The sequence below is a fragment of the Clostridium estertheticum genome (assembly GCF_011065935.2).
GTDB classification, from domain to species: Bacteria; Bacillota; Clostridia; order Clostridiales; family Clostridiaceae; genus Clostridium_AD; species Clostridium_AD estertheticum_A.
Genome location: NZ_JAAMNH020000001.1, coordinates 3,663,971 through 3,686,592 on the forward strand (window position 1 = coordinate 3,663,971; position 22,622 = coordinate 3,686,592).

Here is a 22,622-nt window from a genome sequence, read left to right on the forward strand (position 1 = left end):
TCCCCCTTGCTAAAACTCAGCATATTTATACATGTAATTTTTTCTAGGTGCAACAACATCCCCCATAAGTAGCGAAACCATCTTTTCTGCCTTTGCTGCATCCTCTATAGTAACCTGCTGCAAGGTCCTAGTTGTTGGGTTTAGTGTAGTATCCCAAAGCTGATCTGGATTCATTTCTCCAAGACCCTTATACCTTTGGATAAGAGCACCTTTTCCAATTTCTTTTTTAGTCTGAACTAATTCCTCGTCACTATAAGCATACTTAGCCACTTCGCCATTTTTGCTCATCTTATAAACCTTATAAAGTGGAGGCATACCCATATAAAGATGGCCATTAGCTATTAGCGGCCTCATATACCTATAAATAAAAGTCATCCATAAGGTTCTAATATGATATCCATCAACATCCGCATCACTTAAAATTATTATCTTACCATATTTTAAATCTTTTTCATTATAATTATCTAAAACCCCTGTTCCAATGGCGGTGTTAAATATTTTTAACTCCTCACTTGCCAGTACATTTTCTAACTTTTGCTTTTCAGTGTTCATAATTTTACCTTTTGAAGGCATTATAGCTTGAAACCTTCTATCCCTGGCTTGCTTTGCACTTCCACCAGCTGAGTCTCCCTCCACCACTATAAATTCTGTAAAATCCGAATCTTTTAATGTACATACTGCAATCTTACCTGCAAGAGGAGCCGCTCCCTTACCTATTTTTTTTCTTTCAGCTTCATTAATTTTTTTTATTTTATCCCGCCTTGATGCGGCAGAAATAGCATTACTTATTAAGTTAGTGGCCATTTCTTTGTTGTCTTCTATCCACTCTAAAATTTTAGCAAAGCACAATTCATTCATCATGCTATATGCCTCATTATTTCCTAATTTGCTTTTAGTCTGACCTTCAAAGATTGGGTTGCTTATTTTAATTCTAACTATGGCAGTCATGCCTTCTCTTAAATCGTCACCTTCAAATTCCTTATCCTTATCTTTTAAAAGATTAAGCTTTTTAGCCCCTTCTTTAAATGCCCTTGTCATTCCTGTTTTAAATCCAGTTTCATGAGTCCCTGATTCTGTAGTTGGTATATTGTTAACATAACTGGCGATGTATTCTGTAGTAGAATCCGTAAATTGTATGCATACTTCGCCATATAATTGCATCCCATTGATTTCTTTTTCACCTTGAAAAAATATAGGATCCTTATGCAGAAGAGTTTTACTTTCATTTAGATAATCGATAAAATCTAGAAGGCCCCGCTCTGAGTGATATTCTTTTATAGGATTACCTTCTTTTCGATTATCTATAAATACTAAGGTAATTCCTTTATTTTGAAAGGCCAATTCTTGCAGCCTTTCATCAATTACATCTGATTTGAATTCCAGGGTAGTGAATACATCTTTATCTGGCATAAAAGTAACCTTACTACCTGTCTTTTTTGTTTCCCCAATGATTTTAAGCTTAGTCACTGGTGTACCAGGCATAAGTCTCTTTAACTCCTTATCATAAGAATATTCAAATCTTTGAGTGAAAATTTTACCCTTTTGACTTATTTCAACTAGCAGCCACTCCGATAATGCATTTACAACTGCAGCTCCAACTCCATGAAGCCCCCCGGAAGTTTTATAATTCTTATTATTAAATTTTCCACCAGTGTGAAGCTCAGTAAATACCATTTCTACACCAGATTTATTTTTTATAGGATGTATTCCTGTAGGAATCCCCCTACCATTATCAACAATAGTAACACTTTTATCTTTATTTAATATTATTTCAGCTCTATCACCAAAGCCGTTAGCTATTTCATCTATAGAATTATCTAAAATTTCCCATATGCAATGATGCAACCCTTTGCTTCCAGTAGAACCTATATACATACCAGGTCTTATTCTTACAGGCTCTAGTTTTTCTAGAGAAGTTAAGTCGGTTACATCATAGGTTTGAATTTCTTCCTTATCAAAACTCATATACATCCTCCAGTAATATTTTATTGTACATTTGTTATTTTATATGTTTATTTGCAAAAGGTAAAGGGCTTTAAATAAAAAAACAGAACATTAGTTTCTGTTTTTTGGTATTTTTATTCTTTTATATGATTTTAAACCAATTTTCTATTTCATTTGTGGCAGTTTTTATGTCTATTACCATAACTTTTAATTTATAATCGTATTTATTGGAGGTATGCATATACATAGGATCATAATGTTTAATCATAAGCTCGCGTACAACCTCATCATATTCTGATTTTAAAACAGATTGACAGTACCTGTCAACATTTTTTTCTCCAAGATATTTTTCCAGTCTTTTTAGACATTCAATTATTTCCTCATTACAGTTTTCAAATCTTGTATATTCCTTAACAATAAGATTTGTTCTAAACTCAATGTCTGCATCTACAAATAAATGTATACCTGTTTTCATTTTTTCAAATATAAAATCAGGTATCATAGTGTTTCCTATACGCTTGCTTTCTGCTTCAATAAACACAAAAGAACTTTTAGCTCCTTGCAACATATGATATATTTTAGATTCAAATGATTTTTGACTAGTGGTTTTTCCAAGTCCTACAGTCCCTAAAAGTGATCCTCTATGATTAGCAAAACCTTCTAGGTCTAAAACATCAAAGCCATCCTCTTCTAATTGTTTAAGTATTTCAGTTTTTCCAACACCAGTATTACCATGCAAAACAATATATTGAACACTATCATTAAGTCTTGGTAAATCTTCCATTACATACTTTCTATATCCTTTATAGCCCTCATTTATTCTCTCAGTATTTATGCCTAGGGAACTAAGTAGAATGCCAAGTACACCACTTCTCATTCCTCCTCTAGCACAAAATAACACGATTTTATCATATTGTTTATTAAGCTCTTTAATTTCATCATAAATATGGAGTAATTTTTTTGATGCTACTTCTAGCCCAATTCTCTTTGCTTTTTCAACACTTTCCCTTGTATATACAGTACCAATAATTTTTCTTTCCTCATCATCAAATAAGGGTATATTAATTGCCCCATTTATAGTTGCTTCCTCAAATTCACCTGGGCTCCTTACGTCAACTAATATATAATTTCCCTCTAGTTCTCCATATTCTATGGTTTTTAACATTAACTTTTCCTCCTTGTGGCTCTGGGGTAGAAAACAATTATTAATTGCTTTGTCCCATTTTATCATTTATCAAAATAACAACCGGCAGAATAAAGCTCTCCTGCCGGTTAATATGGTAATTCGCTGTAATTTCACTCTATTATTTTATCAGTTGTAGGCAATATTGCTGCAGCTAATCTTACAAGATATTTTAGGCTTTCACTATCTATGTTGCTTTGAAAATTTAATAATCCAATAGCGTTCTTTGCCATTTTAATAGCCTTTTCTTCTTTAAAGGCATTTTCGCTATTTTTGTAGTTTGATTCTACGTACTGAACTACTGCTGATACAATTTTAATAATTCTTTTTTCATTTTCACGTGTAGCTTCACTAGCAGATAGTCCTCCAAGTATTACATAAGCAAGCCCAAAATAGTCTTCCTGAATATTTATATCCTTATCCTTTAACAAGTAAACTAAGTAGCCAAGGCCTAATACTAAAAGCAGTATTAAAACATATTGAATAACTATCTCTATCATCAATATACCCCCCCTCATTTGAATTTATACTACTTTATATGCCATTCAAATGTGAAAGGGTACATTTTTTAATTAAATATAAAAATAATTATGTTTTATTTCTTAATTTTTATTATATCTCTATATTTTTATTATATCTACGATGGTCTCTATATGTGGAGTATGTGGGAACATATCCATAAGTACTACCTTTTGAACCTTATATCCGTTATCCATCATTTCCTTCAAATCAACTACTAGACTTTTAGGGTTACAAGACACATAAACTATGTGTGGCGCACCAAATTTTATAACATAATCTAAGGCTACAGGGTGAACTCCAGCTCTTGGTGGATCTAGAATAATGCAATCAGGTTTATCTTTAACTTCTTTAATAACCTTTGCTATATCCCCAGCTATAAACTCACAATTGTTAAGTCCATTAATTTTTGCATTTTCATTTGCAGCATCCACAGCTTCTTCTATTAATTCAATTCCCAAAACTTTTTTAGCTCTAGCTGCAACAATTTGTCCTATAGTTCCCGTTCCGCAATATAAATCAAAAACTACTTTTGATTCTGCTGAGCCTAAAAAATCCCTAACTAAGCTATAAAGTTTTTCCGCACCTTTTGTATTAGTTTGAAAAAAAGAAAAAGCATTTATCTTGAACTTAAGATCTAATATTTCTTCCATAATATAATCTTTTCCGTATAATATGTCAACTTTATCAGGGTGAACTGTATCTGCCAGGCCATCATTAAGCGTATGTATTATTCCTGTGATATTTCCATCACATTTTAATTCTTTTAGCATATTAGTTATTTCACTAAAATCAAAATCTATCTGAGTTGTAGTTACAATATTAACTAATACTTCACCAGTATTTTTAGCCTTTCGAATAACTAAATTTCTTAGATATCCAACACGCTCCATTATTTTATATTGTGGTATTTTTAATTCTTTAAAATAGTTTAATACTATTTTTAAAATCTCTCTAAAATCACCATCTACAATTCTACAATCATCCACAGTAACTATGCTGAAGCTTCTTCCTTTGAGATGCATACCAAGAGTTAATTCACCATTCTTTTGAAAGTCACCAAAGGTAAATTCCATCTTATTTCTATATTCAAATTGCTCCGGACTCTTTTCTATGCCTAAAAATTCAAAATCTTTAATTTCTGCAGCCTCAAACAACCTTAATACCTGTTGCTTTTTAAATTCTAATTGTTTTTCATAAGAAAGAAATTGATGGCTACAGCCTCCGCATAAGTCCGTAATATTGCATTGTGGCTGAATTTTATAGTCTACATCCTCAAGGACGCGTACAAGTTTTGCTTCCACACCATCCTGCTTCTTCTTTAACACCCTACCAATTACCTTTTGGCCTGGTAGTGTATTTTTAATAGAAACTTTTTCACCTTCGTAAAATGCTATGCCCTGCGCTGGAAATTCCATATCTTCTATATCAAATTCATATTCTTTTCTTTTTTGCATAGTTTTTTCCATGTCTCCTATCCCTTTGTAATAATTAGTCCGGATATTTTCTTACCAAGAGTACTAGATTTTTTACCACTTTCCATTATGCTCATATATAGTACCATAACCACCATAAAAATTATAAATGTCATTTGGAACTTTTGAGTTATAAAATATCCTGCTAATCTTAACAATGCATCTGCCACAAATACTGCTACTGTTGATATTCCTCCAATAACTACTAAATCTATAAGATTGGCTTTAAAAGTATCTATAAAGTTAGGTTTTATAGATTTGTAATCATTTGAATTTTGATTATCAATATCTATTAATTCTTCCTTTTGTCCTACAGATTTATTATTTATATCATCTGATTCCTCAATAACACTTTTGTTTAAGTCCTTTTGTTCTAACATTGTAAATCCTCCTCATATTCTACTATTATTTTTCATAACCTTATTTTATTAATCTGAAACGGGAGAAATACATATATTTTTTACTCCCATCTATATATAATACGTATTTATGTAGTATAAATCAAGAGGCTATTATGTCTCCACTGAAAATTTACAGGATACTTTTGTGCGGCACCCTAACTTTAGTTGAATTCATATATTTCTTTAATTTATATTAATAATCATTTATAATGATAGGGAAACCGTATATTTGCTTTTGATTTTAACAAAAATTAGGTAGGTGTTCTATGATTACTAAAATTATTCTTCTATGTATGGCTGGCTTTTTAGCATCTTTTGTAGATTCCATAGCTGGAGGTGGCGGCCTCATAAGTGTACCAGCCTTTATGCTTGCTGGACTCCCTCCTCATATGGTACTTGGTACAAACAAGTTTAGTGCCACTGCTGGTTCTTTTACTAGCTCTCTTGGATTTATAAAATCAGGTAAGGCAAATTTCAAACTTTTAAAATACCTTATTCCCTTTACTTTCATAGGTTCAATGCTAGGTGTTAAAGCAGTACTAAATATAGACCAAAAATTTCTAAATACACTAGTATTAATTCTTATCATGTTTATTGGAATTTATACTCTTTTTTCTAAATCTTTGGGACTCCAAGATAAATTTAAGGGACTTAGTAAAAAAAATGTGCTAGGTGGTGTTATCCTTGCTCTGTCTCTAGGTTTTTATGATGGTTTTTTCGGTCCTGGCACTGGTTCTTTTTTGGTCTTTGGATTTATAAATATCTTTGGGTTCAACTTTGTAACCTCCTCTGCTAACGCTCGAATTTTAAACTTTGTCAGCAATGTTACAGCCCTAATTTTATTTGCCCTTAGTGGTAAAATAAATTATATGTTTGGACTGCCCGTAGCAGTATTTATGATTTTAGGAGCTAAAATGGGAACAAGCGTTGCATTAAATAAGGGTTCAAAACTTATAAAACCTATATTTGTAACCATGTCCCTGGCTGTTGCCTTGAAAATGCTCATAAATATACTCCAATAATTACATAATAAATTCAAAAATAAAAAGTAGATGGCTAAACCCAACTACTTTTTTTATTATCATCTGATGCTATGTTATACTATTTTTTTAAGTTGCGAAGCCTTATATTCTTTTAAAAGTTTATTTTTAGCTACATCAATTATTATTACCTTAACGGTTTCATCGCAAATTTTAAATACCTTACCTTTTTCTTTTGTACCTATAATATTAACTGAGGTTCCTTGCATAAGTTTACTAACTTCACTATGGCCACAAAAATCACACTGCGTTTCACTATGAATCACCCTTTTACACTTCTTACAATAAAACAAGTTTGCCATTGAATACCCCCCATCTCTTATTAGAATTAAAATTATATATTCTAATATATTCAGCTTTTAACTTATTTTTCCTTTTAGATTAATAAATTTTTAATTTTTCTTAACTTCGCTAGGAAAGATAGGTTTCTTTATGTTAGAAACCACCATTTCAAATAATTTATCAATGTAATTGAATGCTATAAATTCACCATCCCCTATCATTTGTTTAATTTGCTTCTCACTAGCCCATTTTGCGTCTGCAACTTCCTCGTATTGAAGTTTTATATCCTTCATATCAACATTTTGCCTAACAAGCCAAATATCCTCAAAGCCACTAGAAAATTTAATGGTGAACAAAATCTCACCACTACTCATATCTAAATCAATTCCTAGTTCTTCCTTTGTTTCACGTATAGCTGCGACTTTACTACTATCCCCAACTACTGCAGACCCCGCAGCAGAACCATCCCACATATTAGGCCAGCCCTCTTTCCATGGCTGCCTCTTTTGGATTAAAAATTCTCCTCTGTCATTAACAATCCAAACATGAACCACCAAATGATAATCGCCTTCCTTCACAGGAACACCTCTTTCATGGGTGCGTCCAGTTTTTTCTCTATTCTTATCATAAATATCCCATAATTCCATAAAATTTTCCTCCTAAGAAAAAAGCAGATGATTTAATTCATCCACTTCAGATTATTATACTTTTCCTTGGTTATAATATTCAGCCACAATTTTAAACCCTTGCTTTTCTAATTCGCGCAATACAAATTTTTGAATAATATCAGAATGAATACTATCCTTTTGATAATTTTTCAAACCTTTTTCAATGCTCTTTGCTAAATTCTCGATATCTGATTCATTAAGAGGTTGATTCGCATCGTCTGAAGCTCTGTCTATGCTAGTTCTTATTCTGCTTAAATCAAATTCTTGAAGTCTTCCATCCCTTTTGATAACTTTCATAATTATCATCTCCTATGCATAAATATCACCCAATTATAATTTCTGTTATTACTACTAATAATATAAGACATTATCGCAATATTCAACCTTTTTTCAATTTTTGTAGGGACGATTCTCAATATCATTTTGAGAACCGTCCCTAAAGCCACTATCAAGAACATTAAAGGAATATAAAATTTCTCTTGCGCGCCTTGCAAAAGAACTCTAAACTGGAAATTCGATTAAGAAATTTCATATTCCTAATTCAGTTTTCCTACGTCTGTTCTATGATACATCCCCCATAAACTGAATTATCCGAGAGTAAATTTCAAAAGTAATTATTTACTATGTACAGCCATGCAAAAATGAATTTTATGGTAGGACTGTGTGAACAAACTAAAGTTACCAGAAATATTTAACATAAATCTACAGAAAAATTCCTGTAGGAATACTGATATTCCCTATGAAGTGATAGCAGTAATTCAACCCATATTCAAAAAAATGTTAAAAACAAATACAAGGATTTTTAAATCTATTGTGCGGAGCCACGAGGAATACCCAGAGGTTCTGCTGACACTTCTAAGACAGTGCGTCGAATTAGTACATTAAAATTTTTTTAATAGAATGCACTTATGATGTAATATAAAATAATAGTCATTTTAAATTTAGGTATTTTTTCTTAGATTATGCTAACAAAAGTATATATTGCGTAGAATGCGTTTGAACGTGCCTTAGTAATTTTAAAATAAATTTTAGAATCACTTGGCAAAGTGAACGCATTTTAGCAATATATACTTTTAGTTATAGCATAATATAAGAAAAAACTCTTAATCAAACTTTATATTTTTTAATTATAATCAGGAAGGTAAAAGCATGTAGGAGTGTGATAGATAGTATATAGTTAGTTTACAGACTCTTAGTTTATGTAGTGAAAATTTTTCGTAAGCAGCCCAGGACGGGCTGCTAGCACTTCTGAGACAGGACGTCGAATAAGTGCGGTAGAAAAATTTTCACGGAATAAACTTAGAGTCTGTTAACGAACGTTCTACTATCAGAACATCCTACATGCCGAACCTTCATTTTATACTTAAAATTATTTTCCTATATCTGTTCTGTAGTACATTCCCTCAAACTTAATTTTTTTCATATCAGTATAAGCTATTTCCTTGGCAATATCTAATGTTTCACCAATACCTGTTATTCCTAAAACTCTTCCACCAGAAGTCTTAAGAACACCATCTTCTTCTTTAGCCCCAGCTATGAATAACTTACCTTCTAGTTTATCCTGCTCACTTATCTCAAATCCAGTATTGTAGCTGACTGGATAACCTTTTGATGCAGCAATCACGCAGCAAGAATATCCACTTTTCCATTGTAAATCAAAGCTCTCAAGGTTCCCCTCAATAGCACTAATCACAAGCTCCACAAAATCACTTTTCATAAGTGGGAGCACAGCTTGAGTCTCAGGGTCTCCGAATCTCACATTATATTCAAGGGAATATACACCTTTACTTGTTATCATTATACCAAAAAATATTATTCCCCTATAATCCATTGCTTCTTCTTGAATTCCCACAAGGGTAGGCTGTAATATATATTTTTCAAACTCCTCTAATACTTTTTTGTTGCAATAGGGATTTGGTGCTATAACTCCCATACCGCCTGTATTAGGTCCCATGTCCCCGTCGAATATTTGCTTGTGATCTTTTGAGGATATAAATGGAAGTATTGTTTTCCCATCTGTTATAGAGAGAATAGATGCTTCTACACCTTCTAAAAACTCTTCAATTACAATTTTCTTACCGCTGCCTTTAAATATATCGAGTATCATAAAATCATTTATGCTACTTTTAGCTTCAATAAAATCATTGCAGATAACTACACCTTTTCCTGCAGCTAAGCCATCTGCTTTAATTACTATTGGATATTCGCACTTTTTCAAATATTCTAAAGCCTTAATTTCATTTTCAAAGACTTCATAGGCCGCTGTTTTTATACCATATTTCTTCATGAATTCTTTTGAATACGCTTTACTTCCCTCAAGTCTGGCTGCCTTTTGACTAGGCCCTAATATTTTAAGTCCATTTTTTTTGAACTTATCAACTATACCTTGTACCAGCAATTCCTCTGATCCAACTATTGTAATATCTATTCTGTTTTCCAAAGCAAAAGATAAAAGCTCATCTATTTTTGTAATATTAATATTCTCACACTTGTTTTCTCTTATCGAGCCGCCATTGCCAGGAGCACAATACACCTTTTCAACAGAGTTATTTTCTGCAACCTTTGATACTAATGCATGTTCTCTTCCCCCAGAACCAATTATTAACACCTTCATAATCCCATCTCCTATTATCTTAATAAGTCTCATGATGGAACAACCTGGTTATCCTCTCATGAGACTAATACTTAGAGCATATTCAGTTACTTTGGTAGATTAAGCCGTGATAACGGCTTATTAATGTTTAAAATGGCGAGTACCCGTAAATACCATTGAAATTCCATTTTTATCGCACATATCTATGGACTCTGCATCTTTAATAGAACCACCCGGTTGAATAATTGATGTTATGTTATATTTTGCAGCCAGCTCTACCACGTCTCCAAAAGGGAAGAATGCATCTGATGCCATTACATTCCCATTCCCTGCTCTTTCTAAGGCTTGCTCTGCTGCCCATATTCTATTTACCTGTCCTGCTCCAATTCCTTTAGTTACTCCATCTTTAACTACTACAATAGCATTGGATTTAACATATTTAACTACTTTCATTGCAAATATCAAATCTTTCATTTCTTCCTCTGATGGCTTGTTTTCTGTAACTACTTTAATATCATGAATTAATTTATCATCTGAACTTTGTACAAGTATGCCACCATCAACTTTAACCATCTGCATTTTGTCAGTTGCACCATTTGAACATAATATAACCCTTAAATTCTTCTTACCTTTTAATATCTTTAGAGCTGCCTCATCAAATGCTGGCGCAATAACCACCTCTAAAAATATCGCTGCAAGTTCCTCCGCAGTTTCACTGTCTACCTTTTTATTAAAAGCAACAATGCCACCAAATATAGACATGGGATCACAATCGTAGGCCTTTTTATATGTTTCAAGTACGCTACTTCCTATGGCAACTCCACAAGGTGTGTTGTGCTTTAGGCCGCAACAAGCAGTTTCCTCAAAATCACATACTACCTTCCATGCAATGTCCATGTCTTTTATGTTATTATAAGACAATTCCTTGCCATTTAACTGCTTAAAATCCTTCATAGCTCCATTTTCTGTGGTGCTAACATAATAAGCTGCGCTTTGATGTGGATTTTCACCATACCTTAAATCCATTTGTTTTTTATAAGAAACAGAAAGATATTCAGAGTATGTTTCTTCTCCAAGTAAGAAATTGCTTATAGCCGCATCGTAAGCTGATACTAAATTAAATACTTTACCTGCTAAATATTTTCTAGTTGCAAAATCTACTTCTTCTTTGGCATCCATTTTATTTATAATATTTTCATAATCTAATACGTCACTAAGTACTATAACATCCTTAAAGTTTTTAGCAGCGGCTCTGAGCATTGTTGGTCCACCGATATCAATAAATTCAACTTTTTCCTCAAAACTTATATTTTCTGTTACTTTATCAAAGAAAGGATAAAGATTAACTACTACCATATCAATAGGTTTTATTCCTTTAGCCTTGATAGTTGCCATATGATCCACATTATCTCTTATAGCTAAAATTCCACTATGTATTGTTGGGTGCAAAGTTTTAACTCTTCCGTCTAAAATCTCTTCAAAGCCTGTGATATCTGAAATTTCTACTACTTTTATACCATTGTCTTTTAAATATTTAAAAGTTCCACCTGTGGATATAATCTCTACCCCATTGTTTTGAAGTGATGTTGCAAGTTCTAAAATATTTTCTTTATCAAAAACACTTATAAGTGCTGTTTTAATCATAATTACTCCACCTCTCTATTAAGGCACATTTATTTTCATGTGCCTATGTCACATTCAAATACCTAGTACTTTTCTTCCTACAATTTTTATGGTTTTCTCGCTTATACATTTAATAGCTTCGGACAGTGCAATATGCTCTTGCTGTAAAACCCTTTTTTGCAATTGAATAGCCGTATCTTCACCATAAACCTTTACGACCTTTTGAATTATAATTGGTCCTGAATCTGTACCAGAATCTACAAAATGAACTGTACATCCTGAAACTTTAACACCATACTCCAGGGCTTTTTCATGAACCTTTATCCCATACATTCCCGGTCCACAAAAACATGGTATAAGGGCTGGATGAATATTAATTATTTTATTTTTAAATATCTCAAGAAGATCCCCTTGAAGTATCGACAGGAATCCAGCAAGAACTATTAAATCTACTCTACCGTCTAAAATTTTTAATATTTCATCTGAAAGCTTTCCACCATATTGTTTTTTATCCACTACATAGGTTTTTATATTTTTCGCTTTTGCTCTTTCTATGCCATATACATCACTCTTATCAGTAATCACCGCTTCTATGCAGCAGTTTAAATATCCACTTTCTATATTATCAATTATAGCTTGAAGATTGCTTCCGCTGCCTGATATTAATACGGCTATTTTAAGCAAACTCCGCCACCTCCAGCTTCAACGTGGCCAATTTTATATGCTCTATCTCCTAAATCCTCAATGGTTTTTATAACCTTTAGTGTATCACTATCTTCAACACATAATACATAGCCTATCCCCATATTATATGTATTAAACATATGTTCCTCAGTTACCCCAAGGGAAATAATATGTTTAAAGATATCTGGAGTGTTAAAACTGTTTTTATCAACTACTGCCGTAAATTTGTCACTAAACATTCTTGGTATGTTTTCATAAAAACCACCACCGGTTATATGTGCCATACCCTTTATATCAAATTTTTCTATAAGTTTTAGTACAGTTTTCACATATATTTTTGTTGGCGTTAAAAGTGTATTACCAATCTTATCTCCGTTAAATTCAATATCTAAATCTGGTATTAATTTTCTAACCAAGGAATATCCATTACTATGTAGCCCTGAAGACTCAATTCCTATAAGTGAATAACCATCTTTTATAGCAGAACCATCAATGATCTTGTGTTTATCTACTATACCTACTGTAAACCCTGCCATATCATATTCACCGTCTCTATAGAATCCTGGCATTTCAGCAGTTTCCCCACCAATAAGGGCACATCCAGCTTGAATACATCCCTCTGATACACCTTTTACAAGCTCTGCAGCTGTTTCAGCCTCGAGTTTTCCACAAGCTATATAATCTAAAAAGAAAAGTGGCTTTGCACCATGGCAAAGGACATCATTTACACACATAGCAACACAATCAATTCCTACAGTTCCATATTTTTTCATTCTAAATGCAATATCAAGCTTAGTACCAACGCCATCAGTACCTGAGACTAAAATAGGATTTTTATAACCCTCACCTATTTCAAACATACCAGCAAAACTTCCTAAATGATTTAAAACACCTTTTGTAAATGTACTTGCCGCAAATTCTTTTATTAATTTTACTGACTTGTATCCTTCTTCAATATTAACACCTGCATCTTTATAAGTTATCATGAATATCCCCTACCTTTCTAATCTTTCTTTATCACTTTCAAAGGGAGCTGATACTGGGTATCTGCCCTTAAAACAACCTAAGCAAAATTCAGTATTACCCAAGGATTCCAATAATCCCTCTATGCTTAAATATCCCAAACTATCTGCACCTATCTCTTGTCTAATTTCCTCAACGGAGACATTAGCTCCAATTAAATCTTTTCTATAGGGCGTATCTATTCCAAAATAACAAGGATATTTTACTACTGGTGAACAAACTCTAAAATGAACTTCTTTTGCTCCAGCTTTTTTTAATATCTCAACTAATCTTTTGCTGGTGGTTCCGCGAACTATTGAATCATCTATGAGAATAACTCTTTTACCTTCTACATTTATTTTTAGTGCATTTAGTTTTACGGATACTGCCCTTTCCCGAATTTCTTGAGTGGGACTTATAAAGGTTCTACCCACATATCTATTTTTTATAAGACCCATTCCAAAAGGTATTCCAGAAATTTTAGAATATCCTATTGCAGCCGCCATTCCTGAATCCGGAACCCCTACAACCATATCTGCATCTACAGGTGATTCTTTAAATAACTGCTCCCCTGCCAGCACTCTTGAAGTGTACACATTAATTCCATCAATAGTACTGTCTGGTCTTGCGAAATATATATATTCAAAGGAGCAAGTTGCATTTTTAGTTTTTTCTGCAAAATTAATGGAAGTAAGTCCATTTTCATCTATTATAACTATCTCACCAGGCTTTACGTCTCTTAAAAAGTCTGCACCTACTGCATCTAGCGCACAACTTTCCGATGCAATTACATAACTATTGCCTATTGTCCCTATACAAAGAGGTCTTATACCGTTTTGATCTCTAACGCCTATTAACTTTTCCTTTGTAAGCATAACTATTGCATAGGAACCCTTAATCGCCTGTATAGCATCAACTACGGCCTTTTCAACACCTTTTTTCGCACCTCTAGCAATTAAGTTTAATATAACTTCTGAATCTATTGAGGTTTGAAACATATATCCACAATCTTCTAAAAGCTCTCTTATGACATCTGCATTTACTAAATTCCCATTATGAGCAATAGCTATGTCTCCTAGTTTAAATTTACTTAAAAGTGGCTGCGCATTTTTTACTTCACTGCCACCTGTAGTGGAATACCTAACGTGTCCAATGGCCGCGTGCCCCTTCATTTCACTAATTTGTTTTTCATTAAAAACATCACATACAAGGCCCATAGCCTTTTCACAAATAAGTGTAGTTCCATCTGAATATACTATTCCAGCACTTTCTTCTCCCCTATGCTGCAAGGCATAAAGTCCATAGTAAGTTAAAGATGCTACATCTAAGTCCTTATCCGCTGAAAAAATACCAAACACACCGCATTCTTCTTTAAACTTATCTTCTTTAAAATCATTTTCTTTAATCTCATTTTCACTATCTGAAATGGATACTTCATCTAATTCTACAATTCCATTCAAAGAAATCCCTCCTTGTTTTCTAGTCTTTAAATATGTTTCCCGTTATTTGCATTTCACACATATATCTTATTTGTCACTAATTCTACTTAATATTTCCACGTAGGCCTCTGTAACATTACCTAAATCTCTTCTAAATCTATCTTTATCTAATTTTTCTCCAGTTTTAACATCCCAAAATCTGCAAGTATCTGGTGATATCTCATCTGCCAAAATTATTTCTCCATGAAATCTTCCAAACTCTACTTTAAAATCTATTAAATTAATATCTTTTTTAAGGAAAAGGTCCTTTAAAATATCATTTATTTCTGAAGCTAAATGGTATATCTCTAGTAATTCTTCAAAAGTTGCAAGTCCCATAGCTACTGCATGATAATCATTTATAAGTGGATCACCTAATTCATCATTTTTATAACTTAATTCAAACACTGTTGTTTGTAGCTTTGTGCCTTCTTCTATTCCATATCTTTTTGCCATGCTACCAGCTGCTACATTTCTTACAATTACTTCAAGAGGTATTATTTCAACCTTTTTACAAAGTTGCTCTCTATCACTTAACTTTTTAATAAAATGAGTTTTTACACCTTTTTTTTCTAATAATTCAAATAGTTCAGTAGTTATGCTATTGTTTAAAATTCCCTTATTCTCGATTTGAGCCTTTTTAATCCCATTAAAAGCTGTTGCATCATCTTTATAATATACTCTAATCTCGTCTTTATTATCTGTGCTGTACATTATTTTAGCTTTTCCCTCATATATCAATACTGAATCTCCCATTAATAACCACTCCTTAATATTTTTATTTTAAAATTCAAACTTTTCTTCATTCTCTGCTATAAATTTTTCTTTCATTTCTTTTCTATATTTTATTAATTTATTTTTAAGTTCTGAGTCTTTAAGAGATAAAATTTGAACTGCAAGCATTCCAGCATTATAGCTGTTATTAATGCCCACCGTAGCAACAGGAATAGCTTTTGGCATTTGTACTATTGAAAGTAGTGAGTCTATCCCCCCCATAGCGGCCTTAATTGGCACTCCAATCACTGGCATTACTGTTTGAGATGCAATTACTCCTGGAAGATGTGCAGCAAGCCCTGCGCCTGCTATAATGCATTCTACCCCTCTATTCTCCATTTCCTTTATTACTTGTACTAATCTCTCTGGTACTCTGTGAGCTGATAAAATATGTACTTCGTACTCCACATTAAATTCTTGAAGTACTATTGCTGCATTTTTCATTACCTCTTTATCTGATTTGCTTCCAAAAACAATTCCTACCTGCATTTAATTGCCTCCCTAAAATAAAATTACCAAATCTTATAACTACCAATAAAAAAAGGACTATACCATAAAAAAAATTATTCTAATGGTGTAATCCTGAATTAAACGCTCAATTCAAGATCCACCAATAGTGAGAAGTTACGGCTCCTCGTAGAAACTTCTAAGCCATATTCTTAGAAATATATTGATGAACTAATTTATTAATTTATATTTTCATATTAACATCTATTTTTCCATAAGTCAATATATTAATGCCATTGTTCATATTAACGTTCGTGTTTATATGCATATACGTACAATTATATACTTTATCAACATGAATCGTTCGTGTTTTTTAATATTTTAGTCCGTTTTTACTATGTTGAATTATAGAAATTCAAAAGCAGTAAGTATAAAAGTACTATACTTACTGCTACATCATATAAATTTTAGATTTTATTTAAAATAATTTACTCCTGCCTCAAATATTTTTTGGTCCTTTTCACCAATAATATTTGATGCAACATTTGAGCCTATTCTTTCAGAGTGACCCATTTTACCAAAAATTCTTCCATCTGCGCTAGTAATTCCTTCAATAGCGTACAATGACCCATTTGGATTAAAGTCTATATCATAACTTGGAGCGCCTTCAAAATCTACGTATTGAGTGGCCACTTGGCCATTCTCAAATAGTTTTTTAATAACTTCTTCGTTTGCTATAAATCTACCTTCTCCATGGGATACTGGGATGGTATGGATATCTCCAATTTTCAAATGACTAAGCCAAGGTGATAGGTTTGAAACTACTTTAGTTTGCACCATACGGGATATATGTCTACCAATTTCATTGTATGTTAAGGTTGGGCTATTTTCAGTTATATCAGTTATTTTTCCATAAGGGAGTAGTCCAAGCTTTATTAGTGCTTGAAATCCATTGCAAATTCCCAGCATCAAGCCATCTCTATTTTCTAATAGCTGACATATGCTTTCACTTATTATAGGATTTCTAAAAAATGTAGCCATAAATTTACCAGCCCCATCTGGTTCATCACCAGCACTAAATCCACCTGGTAGCATAACTATTTGGGAATTTCTTATCTTATCTGCTATTACTTTTATAGATTCTTCAATATGCCTTGATGATAGATTGTTTAATACTACTATCTCCACCTGAGCCCCAGCTCTTTCGAAGGCTTTCATAGAATCATATTCACAATTAGTACCAGGGAACACAGGAATTATAACTCTAGGCTTTGCAATTTTAATTATAGATCTGGATACTGATTTTAAATTTTCAACACTTACCTGGATTTTCTCATTCATATGATTTACTTTTGTACTATTTACTTTTGTAGAAAATACACTTTCTAATGATGCTTCCCAATTAGACAGAGCTTCTTCTAAACTAATGCTTTCTGAGTGCACAGAAATAACTGGCTTACTTTGAGTATTACCAAGTACTACAATATTTGCATTGTCTTTTATTAGCTCCTGAAGTACGCTGTTATCAATTTCCATTACTATACTGCCATAATCCTCTTTGAATATGCTCTCCACTTGAATATCCTCGTTAAATCTAAATCCTATATTATTACCAAAGCACATTTTCGATATAGCAGCTGACAAACCTCCAGTTCCTACTGCATAAGTGGATAAAGCCTTACCATTATCTATTAATTGTTTTACTAATTTATAGTTTTGACGAAGCTTCTCAAAATCAGGTAATCCATCCGCTCCAATAGTTGCGTAAATTAACACTACCTGGCTATCATATTTTTTAAACTCTGGAGATATAACCTTGTCTGTATTAACCAGATCTACTGCAAAAGATACCAAGGTTGGTGGTACATTCATATCATTAAAGGTACCTGACATGCTATCTTTTCCACCGATTGCAGCTATCCCAAATTGTTTTTGCACATGATAAGCACCAAGTAGTGCTGAAAATGGTTTGCCCCACTTAAGTGGATCCTTTGACAATTTTTCAAAGTACTCTTGGAAGGTGAGTTTAATATTTGCATAATCAGCTCCATTTGCTACTACCTTTGTTACAGAATCTATTACCGCATAGGCAGCACCATGGAAAGGACTCCATTTAGATAATTTAGGATTATATCCATATGACATTATTGTGCCAGTATTTGTATTTCCATTAAGCACAGGCAACTTTGCTACCATAGCCTGAATTGGTGTTTTCTGAAATTTTCCACCAAAAGGCATTAAAATTGTTCCCGCCCCAATAGTGCTATCAAACCTCTCAACTAAACCCTTTTGGCTACAAACGTTAAGATCTGACAAGGTCTCAATCCATAGTTTTTTTATTGATTTTGATTTTTCTGAATCTGTTTTTTTACCTTTTGAAAAGTAGTATTCACTTTCACTTGGTGCTTCCACTTTTACCTTAGTATATTGTTTAACTCCATTGGTATTTAGGAAACTTCTACTTACATCAACTATAGTTTTTCCCTTCCATATCATTTTAAGCCTGTTATCATCAGTTATTTGAGCTACTTCCACAGCCTCCAAATTCTCATCTTCTGAAAGTTTTATAAATATATTAACATCCTCACGTCTAACAACAACGGCCATACGCTCTTGGGATTCTGAGATGGCTAGTTCTGTACCATCTAGACCTCGGTACTTTTTAGGCACAGCATCTAAATTAATTACAAGTGCATCCGCCAGTTCCCCTATAGCTACAGATACCCCACCTGCACCAAAATCATTACATCTTTTTATTAATTTTGTAACAACAGGATTTCTAAATAGTCTTTGAATTTTTCTCTCTGTAGGTGCATTCCCCTTTTGAACTTCTGCTCCTGAAGTTAGTAATGAACTCTCACTATGCTGCTTAGAGGATCCAGTAGCTCCACCACATCCATCACGCCCTGTTTTTCCACCAAGAAGTATAACTACGTCACCAGAAGTTGGCTCCTCTCTAACTACATTTTCATAAGGTGCCGCTCCAATTACTGCCCCTACTTCCATTCTTTTAGCTACAAAACCCTCATCATAAACCTCGGAAACCAGGCCTGTAGCGAGTCCTATTTGATTTCCATAAGAGCTATACCCATGAGCAGCCTCAAGGGTTATTTTCCTTTGAGGTAGTTTTCCTTTAATAGTATCTGAAATTTTCACTCTTGGATCACCGCTGCCCGTAACTCGCATTGCCTGATACACATAACTCCTACCTGATAATGGATCTCTTATGGCTCCCCCAAGACAAGTAGCTGCGCCACCAAAAGGTTCTATTTCAGTAGGATGGTTATGGGTTTCATTTTTAAACATCACTAGCCATTTTTCTTTCTTTCCCTCAATGTCTGCTTCCACAATTATGCTACAGGCATTGATTTCATCTGAAACATCCAAGTCCTGTAATTTTCCTTTTTTTCTTAAGTCTTTCATCCCAATAACTGCCATATCCATCAGTGTAACATCTCTACCACTGGCACCATAAACAAACTCTCTAGTATCTAAATATTCTTTATAAGCCATTTTAATCCGTTTAGAATATTTACCCTCTTCTATGTCCACATCCTCTATCACAGTATTAAATGTTGTATGCCTACAGTGATCTGACCAATAGGTATCTATAACTTTTATCTCCGTTATAGATGGATCTCTCTTTTCAGTGTCTTTAAAATAATCCCTACAGTATTTTAAGTCTTCAAAGCTCATAGCTAGACCATTATCATTTAAGAATTGTGTTAAATTTAAATCATTCATATTAGTAAAGGAGTCTAATATATGTACTTGCTCTGGCTCAGTAAACTTTTGTTGTAAATCCACAGGCTTTTCCATATCTGTTTCTTTAGAGTCTACAGCATTTATGCAATATTCTTTAATCAACTCTATTTCGCTTTTAGCGATATTTCCCTTTAATATTATAACTTTTGCAGTTTTAACTATAGGCTTATCCTTTTGAGTTAAAATTTGTATACACTGGGCAGCTGAATCTGCTCTCTGATCATATTGCCCTGGCAAATATTCAATAGCAAATACGGTTTCACCTGCGTAAGTATTTATCTCTTCATCATAAACCTCATCTACTGTAGGCTCTGAAAATATTGTATTCCTAGATTTTTGATACTGATTCTCTGATATTCCCATAATATCGTATCTATTAATTAATCTAAGCCCTTCCAAGTTCGCTATAGCTAGATTTATCACCATATCTCTTAATAATTTTTCACCTTCAACATTATAGTTCGCTTTTTTCTCTACATATAACCTATATATTTTATTTTCCATGATTAATACCTCCAAAATATAAATTTATACGAATATTAAACATTAAATTTCTTTTATAATTCGTTATATTTATAGTATAGTATATTTTGTCTAATTATAAAAGCTTATTTTACTATAATTCTATACTTTTCTGATTTTAATACTTTTAAAAAACTAAATATAATGCAAAAAAACAGCATGGCATATATATACAACTATATACACAGCTACTTTCGTATTTAAATTTAATATATTTAAAATTTATGCTCTTCTAAACAACAAAAAAAAACACCCACTGTAAAGTGAATGTTTTTTATTGGTACGATTAAGCCTATAAGCCGAGTTCTGTATTAGACAATCATCTATCTAGGCCTATTGTTACCAATAAGCTCAAGCGATACACCCGAGAACGAGACGGGCAGTCCCATAATGTTCTCCTATTCGATCTTGCTCCAGGTGGGGTTTACATAGCCGCAAAGTCGCCATTGCGCTGGTGAGCTCTTACCTCGCCTTTCCATCCTTACTAGTATATTCAGAGGTTTAGCAAGCTAAACTACTAGAATACCTTTAGCGGTATATCTCTGTTGCACTTTCCTTAAAGTCGCCTTCACTGGGAGTTACCCAGCACCCTTGCCCTATGGAGCTCGGACTTTCCTCTCCACAATATTGCATGCAACATTGCGCAGCGATTGTCTGGCTTACTCGCATAATAATAATACCATAATATTAGCATAAATGCAAATGGTATTTTATACTATATAGTTTTATATGGATCCTGTGATTTTCGTGAAATTATAACTTCATTATCATACCCATCTTGTATCAATTGTTTTTTTAATTTTTCTCCAAATATTTGTAGCGGTGTCCACTCTGTTGCAAAATGCCCAGCATCAATTAACGCTATATGTTCTTCTTTTAGATCACTAACATGGTGATACTTAGTGTCCCCTGTAATAATGCAATCCGCACCTAATTTTATACTTTCATAAAAAAAATCTTCGCCACTGCCATTTATAATAGCAATAGTTTTTATTAAATCATTATGATCCCCTACATATCTTATAGCTTCTGTGTTAAATGTTTTTTTAACATTTTCACATAATTCACCTAAAATAATAGGCTGATCCAAGCACACTAATCTGCCAATACCTGAATGACTATCATCATAATTAAAGTTTTTTGATGGCTCTATAATCTTATAATTATTAAATCCTAATATCTCAGTAGCAATATCATTTAAACCACCGCAAGCAGAATCTAAATTTGTATGACTAGCATATACATTTATATCATTTTTAATTAGCTCAATAATTTTTCTACCTACTAAGGTATCCCTAGTAATAGTTTTAGGTTTCATGAAAAGAAGAGGATGATGATTTAATATAAAATTGCATCCATTATCCACAGCTTCTGAAATTACATCCATTGTGCAATCTAATGCAACTAAAATTTTTGTAACTGATGCATCACTGTCCCCAACCATTAGTCCAACATTATCATAATCTTCTTTTAGTGTAGCTGGGGCATAGTTTTCCATAATATCTTCAATAGTTCTTACTTTTAAAAACATTTTAAAAAACCCTTAAGTTTTTGTATAACATGATAGAGTTGCACTTTCCTATTTTTAGATAAAATTGTATCATCATTTAAACTATCATATACTTTTGAATATTTCAGTAATTTATACTCTATAAAACACTTCATAACTGCTTCTTTTTTATCTAATAATATTTTACTTATCTCATAATATATACTATCAAGTATTAGAGGTTTAGTATCATATTTCACCTTAATAATTTCATAAAACTTACCATCATCATTGCAAATTTCTTCATCAATGATATTATATCCAGCCACATACAAATACTCTCTTAAAACCTCTGCATTTTGAACTGGTTGAAGTATCATATATTTAAATTGTTTAACCACCTCTAAGTCAGCTTCTAAGATATCTCTTATTAAATTACCACCCATTCCTGCAATAATAGCTATCTCTGCCTCGCCCTTTTTAACTGTAGATAGTCCACTTCCCAGTCTACAACTAATTTGCGAACTAACGCCGCTTTCAGCAATATTATTTCTAGCCTTCTCAACGGGTCCTCTATTTATATCAGAGGCAATAGCACTTTTTATTACGTCATTCTTCACTAAATAGATAGGAACATACCCATGATCCGTTCCTACATCAATAACACTATCACATTTTTCTATCATACTTACAATTACATTTAATCTTATGCTAAGATCCATATTTCCCATCC

Annotated in this window: 19 protein-coding genes, 1 other RNA gene and 1 riboswitch; of the genes, 1 reads left to right on the top strand and 19 read right to left on the bottom strand. The window is 32.9% G+C overall.

All coding sequences use genetic code 11. The features are described 5' to 3' along the window. Positions 1–9: 9 nt before the first annotated feature. From G9F72_RS17495 to G9F72_RS17515, 5 genes are all read right to left on the bottom strand, one after another. Positions 10–1,965, bottom strand: a complete 1,956-nt coding sequence (locus G9F72_RS17495) for a type IIA DNA topoisomerase subunit B (protein WP_164955909.1) — start codon at positions 1,963–1,965, stop codon at positions 10–12. Between the two features lie 121 nt (positions 1,966–2,086). After that, positions 2,087–3,109: a tRNA 2-selenouridine(34) synthase MnmH gene (mnmH, locus tag G9F72_RS17500; RefSeq protein ID WP_164955910.1), complete on the bottom strand. Its 1,023-nt coding sequence runs from the start codon at positions 3,107–3,109 to the stop codon at positions 2,087–2,089. A gap of 131 nt (positions 3,110–3,240) precedes the next feature. Further along, complete coding sequence (locus G9F72_RS17505) at positions 3,241–3,627, bottom strand: hypothetical protein (RefSeq protein ID WP_164955911.1); 387 nt, start codon at positions 3,625–3,627, stop codon at positions 3,241–3,243. Positions 3,628–3,747: 120 nt separating this feature from the next. Continuing rightward, complete coding sequence (gene rlmD, locus G9F72_RS17510) at positions 3,748–5,103, bottom strand: 23S rRNA (uracil(1939)-C(5))-methyltransferase RlmD (protein ID WP_164956084.1); 1,356 nt, start codon at positions 5,101–5,103, stop codon at positions 3,748–3,750. A gap of 17 nt (positions 5,104–5,120) precedes the next feature. Further along, positions 5,121–5,501: an RDD family protein gene (locus G9F72_RS17515; RefSeq protein WP_164955912.1), complete on the bottom strand. Its 381-nt coding sequence runs from the start codon at positions 5,499–5,501 to the stop codon at positions 5,121–5,123. Between the two features lie 287 nt (positions 5,502–5,788). Between G9F72_RS17515 and G9F72_RS17520 the strand changes: the two genes are divergently transcribed. Continuing rightward, positions 5,789–6,544, top strand: a complete 756-nt coding sequence (locus G9F72_RS17520; RefSeq protein WP_164955913.1) for a TSUP family transporter — start codon at positions 5,789–5,791, stop codon at positions 6,542–6,544. A 74-nt stretch (positions 6,545–6,618) separates the two neighbouring features. Here the strand turns inward: G9F72_RS17520 and G9F72_RS17525 are convergent, their stop codons facing one another. The 14 genes from G9F72_RS17525 to G9F72_RS17590 all read right to left on the bottom strand — a co-directional run bounded on the left by G9F72_RS17525 (position 6,619) and on the right by G9F72_RS17590 (position 22,611). Then, positions 6,619–6,864, bottom strand: coding sequence for a hypothetical protein (locus G9F72_RS17525; protein WP_164955914.1), 246 nt, complete (start codon positions 6,862–6,864; stop codon positions 6,619–6,621). A 90-nt stretch (positions 6,865–6,954) separates the two neighbouring features. Continuing rightward, positions 6,955–7,491, bottom strand: a complete 537-nt coding sequence (locus G9F72_RS17530; RefSeq protein WP_164955915.1) for an NUDIX hydrolase — start codon at positions 7,489–7,491, stop codon at positions 6,955–6,957. Positions 7,492–7,545: 54 nt separating this feature from the next. After that, positions 7,546–7,809 (bottom strand): ATP cone domain-containing protein, encoded by a 264-nt coding sequence (locus tag G9F72_RS17535; protein WP_164955916.1) that lies wholly within the window; start codon positions 7,807–7,809, stop codon positions 7,546–7,548. Positions 7,810–8,881: 1,072 nt separating this feature from the next. Then, on the bottom strand, positions 8,882–10,126 hold the full coding sequence (purD, locus tag G9F72_RS17540) for a phosphoribosylamine--glycine ligase (protein ID WP_164955917.1): 1,245 nt from the start codon (positions 10,124–10,126) through the stop codon (positions 8,882–8,884). Between the two features lie 120 nt (positions 10,127–10,246). Continuing rightward, the gene (purH, locus tag G9F72_RS17545; RefSeq protein ID WP_164955918.1) at positions 10,247–11,749 is read right to left on the bottom strand and encodes a bifunctional phosphoribosylaminoimidazolecarboxamide formyltransferase/IMP cyclohydrolase; all 1,503 of its coding nucleotides are present in this window, start codon (positions 11,747–11,749) and stop codon (positions 10,247–10,249) included. A 54-nt stretch (positions 11,750–11,803) separates the two neighbouring features. Next, complete coding sequence (gene purN / locus G9F72_RS17550) at positions 11,804–12,412, bottom strand: phosphoribosylglycinamide formyltransferase (protein ID WP_164955919.1); 609 nt, start codon at positions 12,410–12,412, stop codon at positions 11,804–11,806. Further along, on the bottom strand, positions 12,400–13,398 hold the full coding sequence (purM, locus tag G9F72_RS17555) for a phosphoribosylformylglycinamidine cyclo-ligase (protein WP_164955920.1): 999 nt from the start codon (positions 13,396–13,398) through the stop codon (positions 12,400–12,402). Before purM ends, purN begins: the two co-directional genes overlap by 13 nt. A gap of 9 nt (positions 13,399–13,407) precedes the next feature. Beyond that, entirely contained in the window at positions 13,408–14,841 is a 1,434-nt protein-coding gene (gene purF / locus G9F72_RS17560) for an amidophosphoribosyltransferase (protein ID WP_187356035.1), read from the bottom strand. 99 nt (positions 14,842–14,940) lie between these two features. Further along, positions 14,941–15,648 carry a phosphoribosylaminoimidazolesuccinocarboxamide synthase gene (gene purC / locus G9F72_RS17565; protein WP_164955921.1) on the bottom strand — a complete coding sequence of 236 codons (708 nt, stop codon included), beginning with the start codon at positions 15,646–15,648 and terminating at the stop codon, positions 14,941–14,943. Between the two features lie 27 nt (positions 15,649–15,675). After that, positions 15,676–16,155: a 5-(carboxyamino)imidazole ribonucleotide mutase gene (gene purE, locus G9F72_RS17570; RefSeq protein WP_164955922.1), complete on the bottom strand. Its 480-nt coding sequence runs from the start codon at positions 16,153–16,155 to the stop codon at positions 15,676–15,678. A 105-nt stretch (positions 16,156–16,260) separates the two neighbouring features. Continuing rightward, positions 16,261–16,359, bottom strand: a riboswitch (purine riboswitch). 228 nt (positions 16,360–16,587) lie between these two features. Further along, positions 16,588–20,382, bottom strand: a complete 3,795-nt coding sequence (locus tag G9F72_RS17575) for a phosphoribosylformylglycinamidine synthase (protein WP_164955923.1) — start codon at positions 20,380–20,382, stop codon at positions 16,588–16,590. Between the two features lie 297 nt (positions 20,383–20,679). Beyond that, positions 20,680–21,066, bottom strand: an RNA gene (gene rnpB, locus G9F72_RS17580) — RNase P RNA component class A. Between the two features lie 49 nt (positions 21,067–21,115). After that, positions 21,116–21,931 carry a Nif3-like dinuclear metal center hexameric protein gene (locus tag G9F72_RS17585; RefSeq protein WP_164955924.1) on the bottom strand — a complete coding sequence of 272 codons (816 nt, stop codon included), beginning with the start codon at positions 21,929–21,931 and terminating at the stop codon, positions 21,116–21,118. Next, positions 21,922–22,611: a tRNA (adenine(22)-N(1))-methyltransferase gene (locus G9F72_RS17590; protein WP_164955925.1), complete on the bottom strand. Its 690-nt coding sequence runs from the start codon at positions 22,609–22,611 to the stop codon at positions 21,922–21,924. Before G9F72_RS17590 ends, G9F72_RS17585 begins: the two co-directional genes overlap by 10 nt. Between the last annotated feature and the right edge of the window lie 11 nt (positions 22,612–22,622).

What these genes read in the sequence shown, in the direction of transcription:
- G9F72_RS17495 (WP_164955909.1), bottom strand. Translation starts at nt 1,965, where the DNA reads ATGAGTTTTGATAAGGAAGAAATTCAAACCTATGATGTAACCGACTTA.
- mnmH (WP_164955910.1), bottom strand. Translation starts at nt 3,109, where the DNA reads ATGTTAAAAACCATAGAATATGGAGAACTAGAGGGAAATTATATATTA.
- G9F72_RS17505 (WP_164955911.1), bottom strand. Translation starts at nt 3,627, where the DNA reads ATGATAGAGATAGTTATTCAATATGTTTTAATACTGCTTTTAGTATTA.
- rlmD (WP_164956084.1), bottom strand. Translation starts at nt 5,103, where the DNA reads ATGCAAAAAAGAAAAGAATATGAATTTGATATAGAAGATATGGAATTT.
- G9F72_RS17515 (WP_164955912.1), bottom strand. Translation starts at nt 5,501, where the DNA reads ATGTTAGAACAAAAGGACTTAAACAAAAGTGTTATTGAGGAATCAGAT.
- G9F72_RS17520 (WP_164955913.1), top strand. Translation starts at nt 5,789, where the DNA reads ATGATTACTAAAATTATTCTTCTATGTATGGCTGGCTTTTTAGCATCT.
- G9F72_RS17525 (WP_164955914.1), bottom strand. Translation starts at nt 6,864, where the DNA reads ATGGCAAACTTGTTTTATTGTAAGAAGTGTAAAAGGGTGATTCATAGT.
- G9F72_RS17530 (WP_164955915.1), bottom strand. Translation starts at nt 7,491, where the DNA reads ATGGAATTATGGGATATTTATGATAAGAATAGAGAAAAAACTGGACGC.
- G9F72_RS17535 (WP_164955916.1), bottom strand. Translation starts at nt 7,809, where the DNA reads ATGAAAGTTATCAAAAGGGATGGAAGACTTCAAGAATTTGATTTAAGC.
- purD (WP_164955917.1), bottom strand. Translation starts at nt 10,126, where the DNA reads ATGAAGGTGTTAATAATTGGTTCTGGGGGAAGAGAACATGCATTAGTA.
- purH (WP_164955918.1), bottom strand. Translation starts at nt 11,749, where the DNA reads ATGATTAAAACAGCACTTATAAGTGTTTTTGATAAAGAAAATATTTTA.
- purM (WP_164955920.1), bottom strand. Translation starts at nt 13,398, where the DNA reads ATGATAACTTATAAAGATGCAGGTGTTAATATTGAAGAAGGATACAAG.
- purC (WP_164955921.1), bottom strand. Translation starts at nt 15,648, where the DNA reads ATGGGAGATTCAGTATTGATATATGAGGGAAAAGCTAAAATAATGTAC.
- purE (WP_164955922.1), bottom strand. Translation starts at nt 16,155, where the DNA reads ATGCAGGTAGGAATTGTTTTTGGAAGCAAATCAGATAAAGAGGTAATG.
- G9F72_RS17575 (WP_164955923.1), bottom strand. Translation starts at nt 20,382, where the DNA reads ATGGAAAATAAAATATATAGGTTATATGTAGAGAAAAAAGCGAACTAT.
- G9F72_RS17585 (WP_164955924.1), bottom strand. Translation starts at nt 21,931, where the DNA reads ATGTTTTTAAAAGTAAGAACTATTGAAGATATTATGGAAAACTATGCC.
- G9F72_RS17590 (WP_164955925.1), bottom strand. Translation starts at nt 22,611, where the DNA reads ATGGATCTTAGCATAAGATTAAATGTAATTGTAAGTATGATAGAAAAA.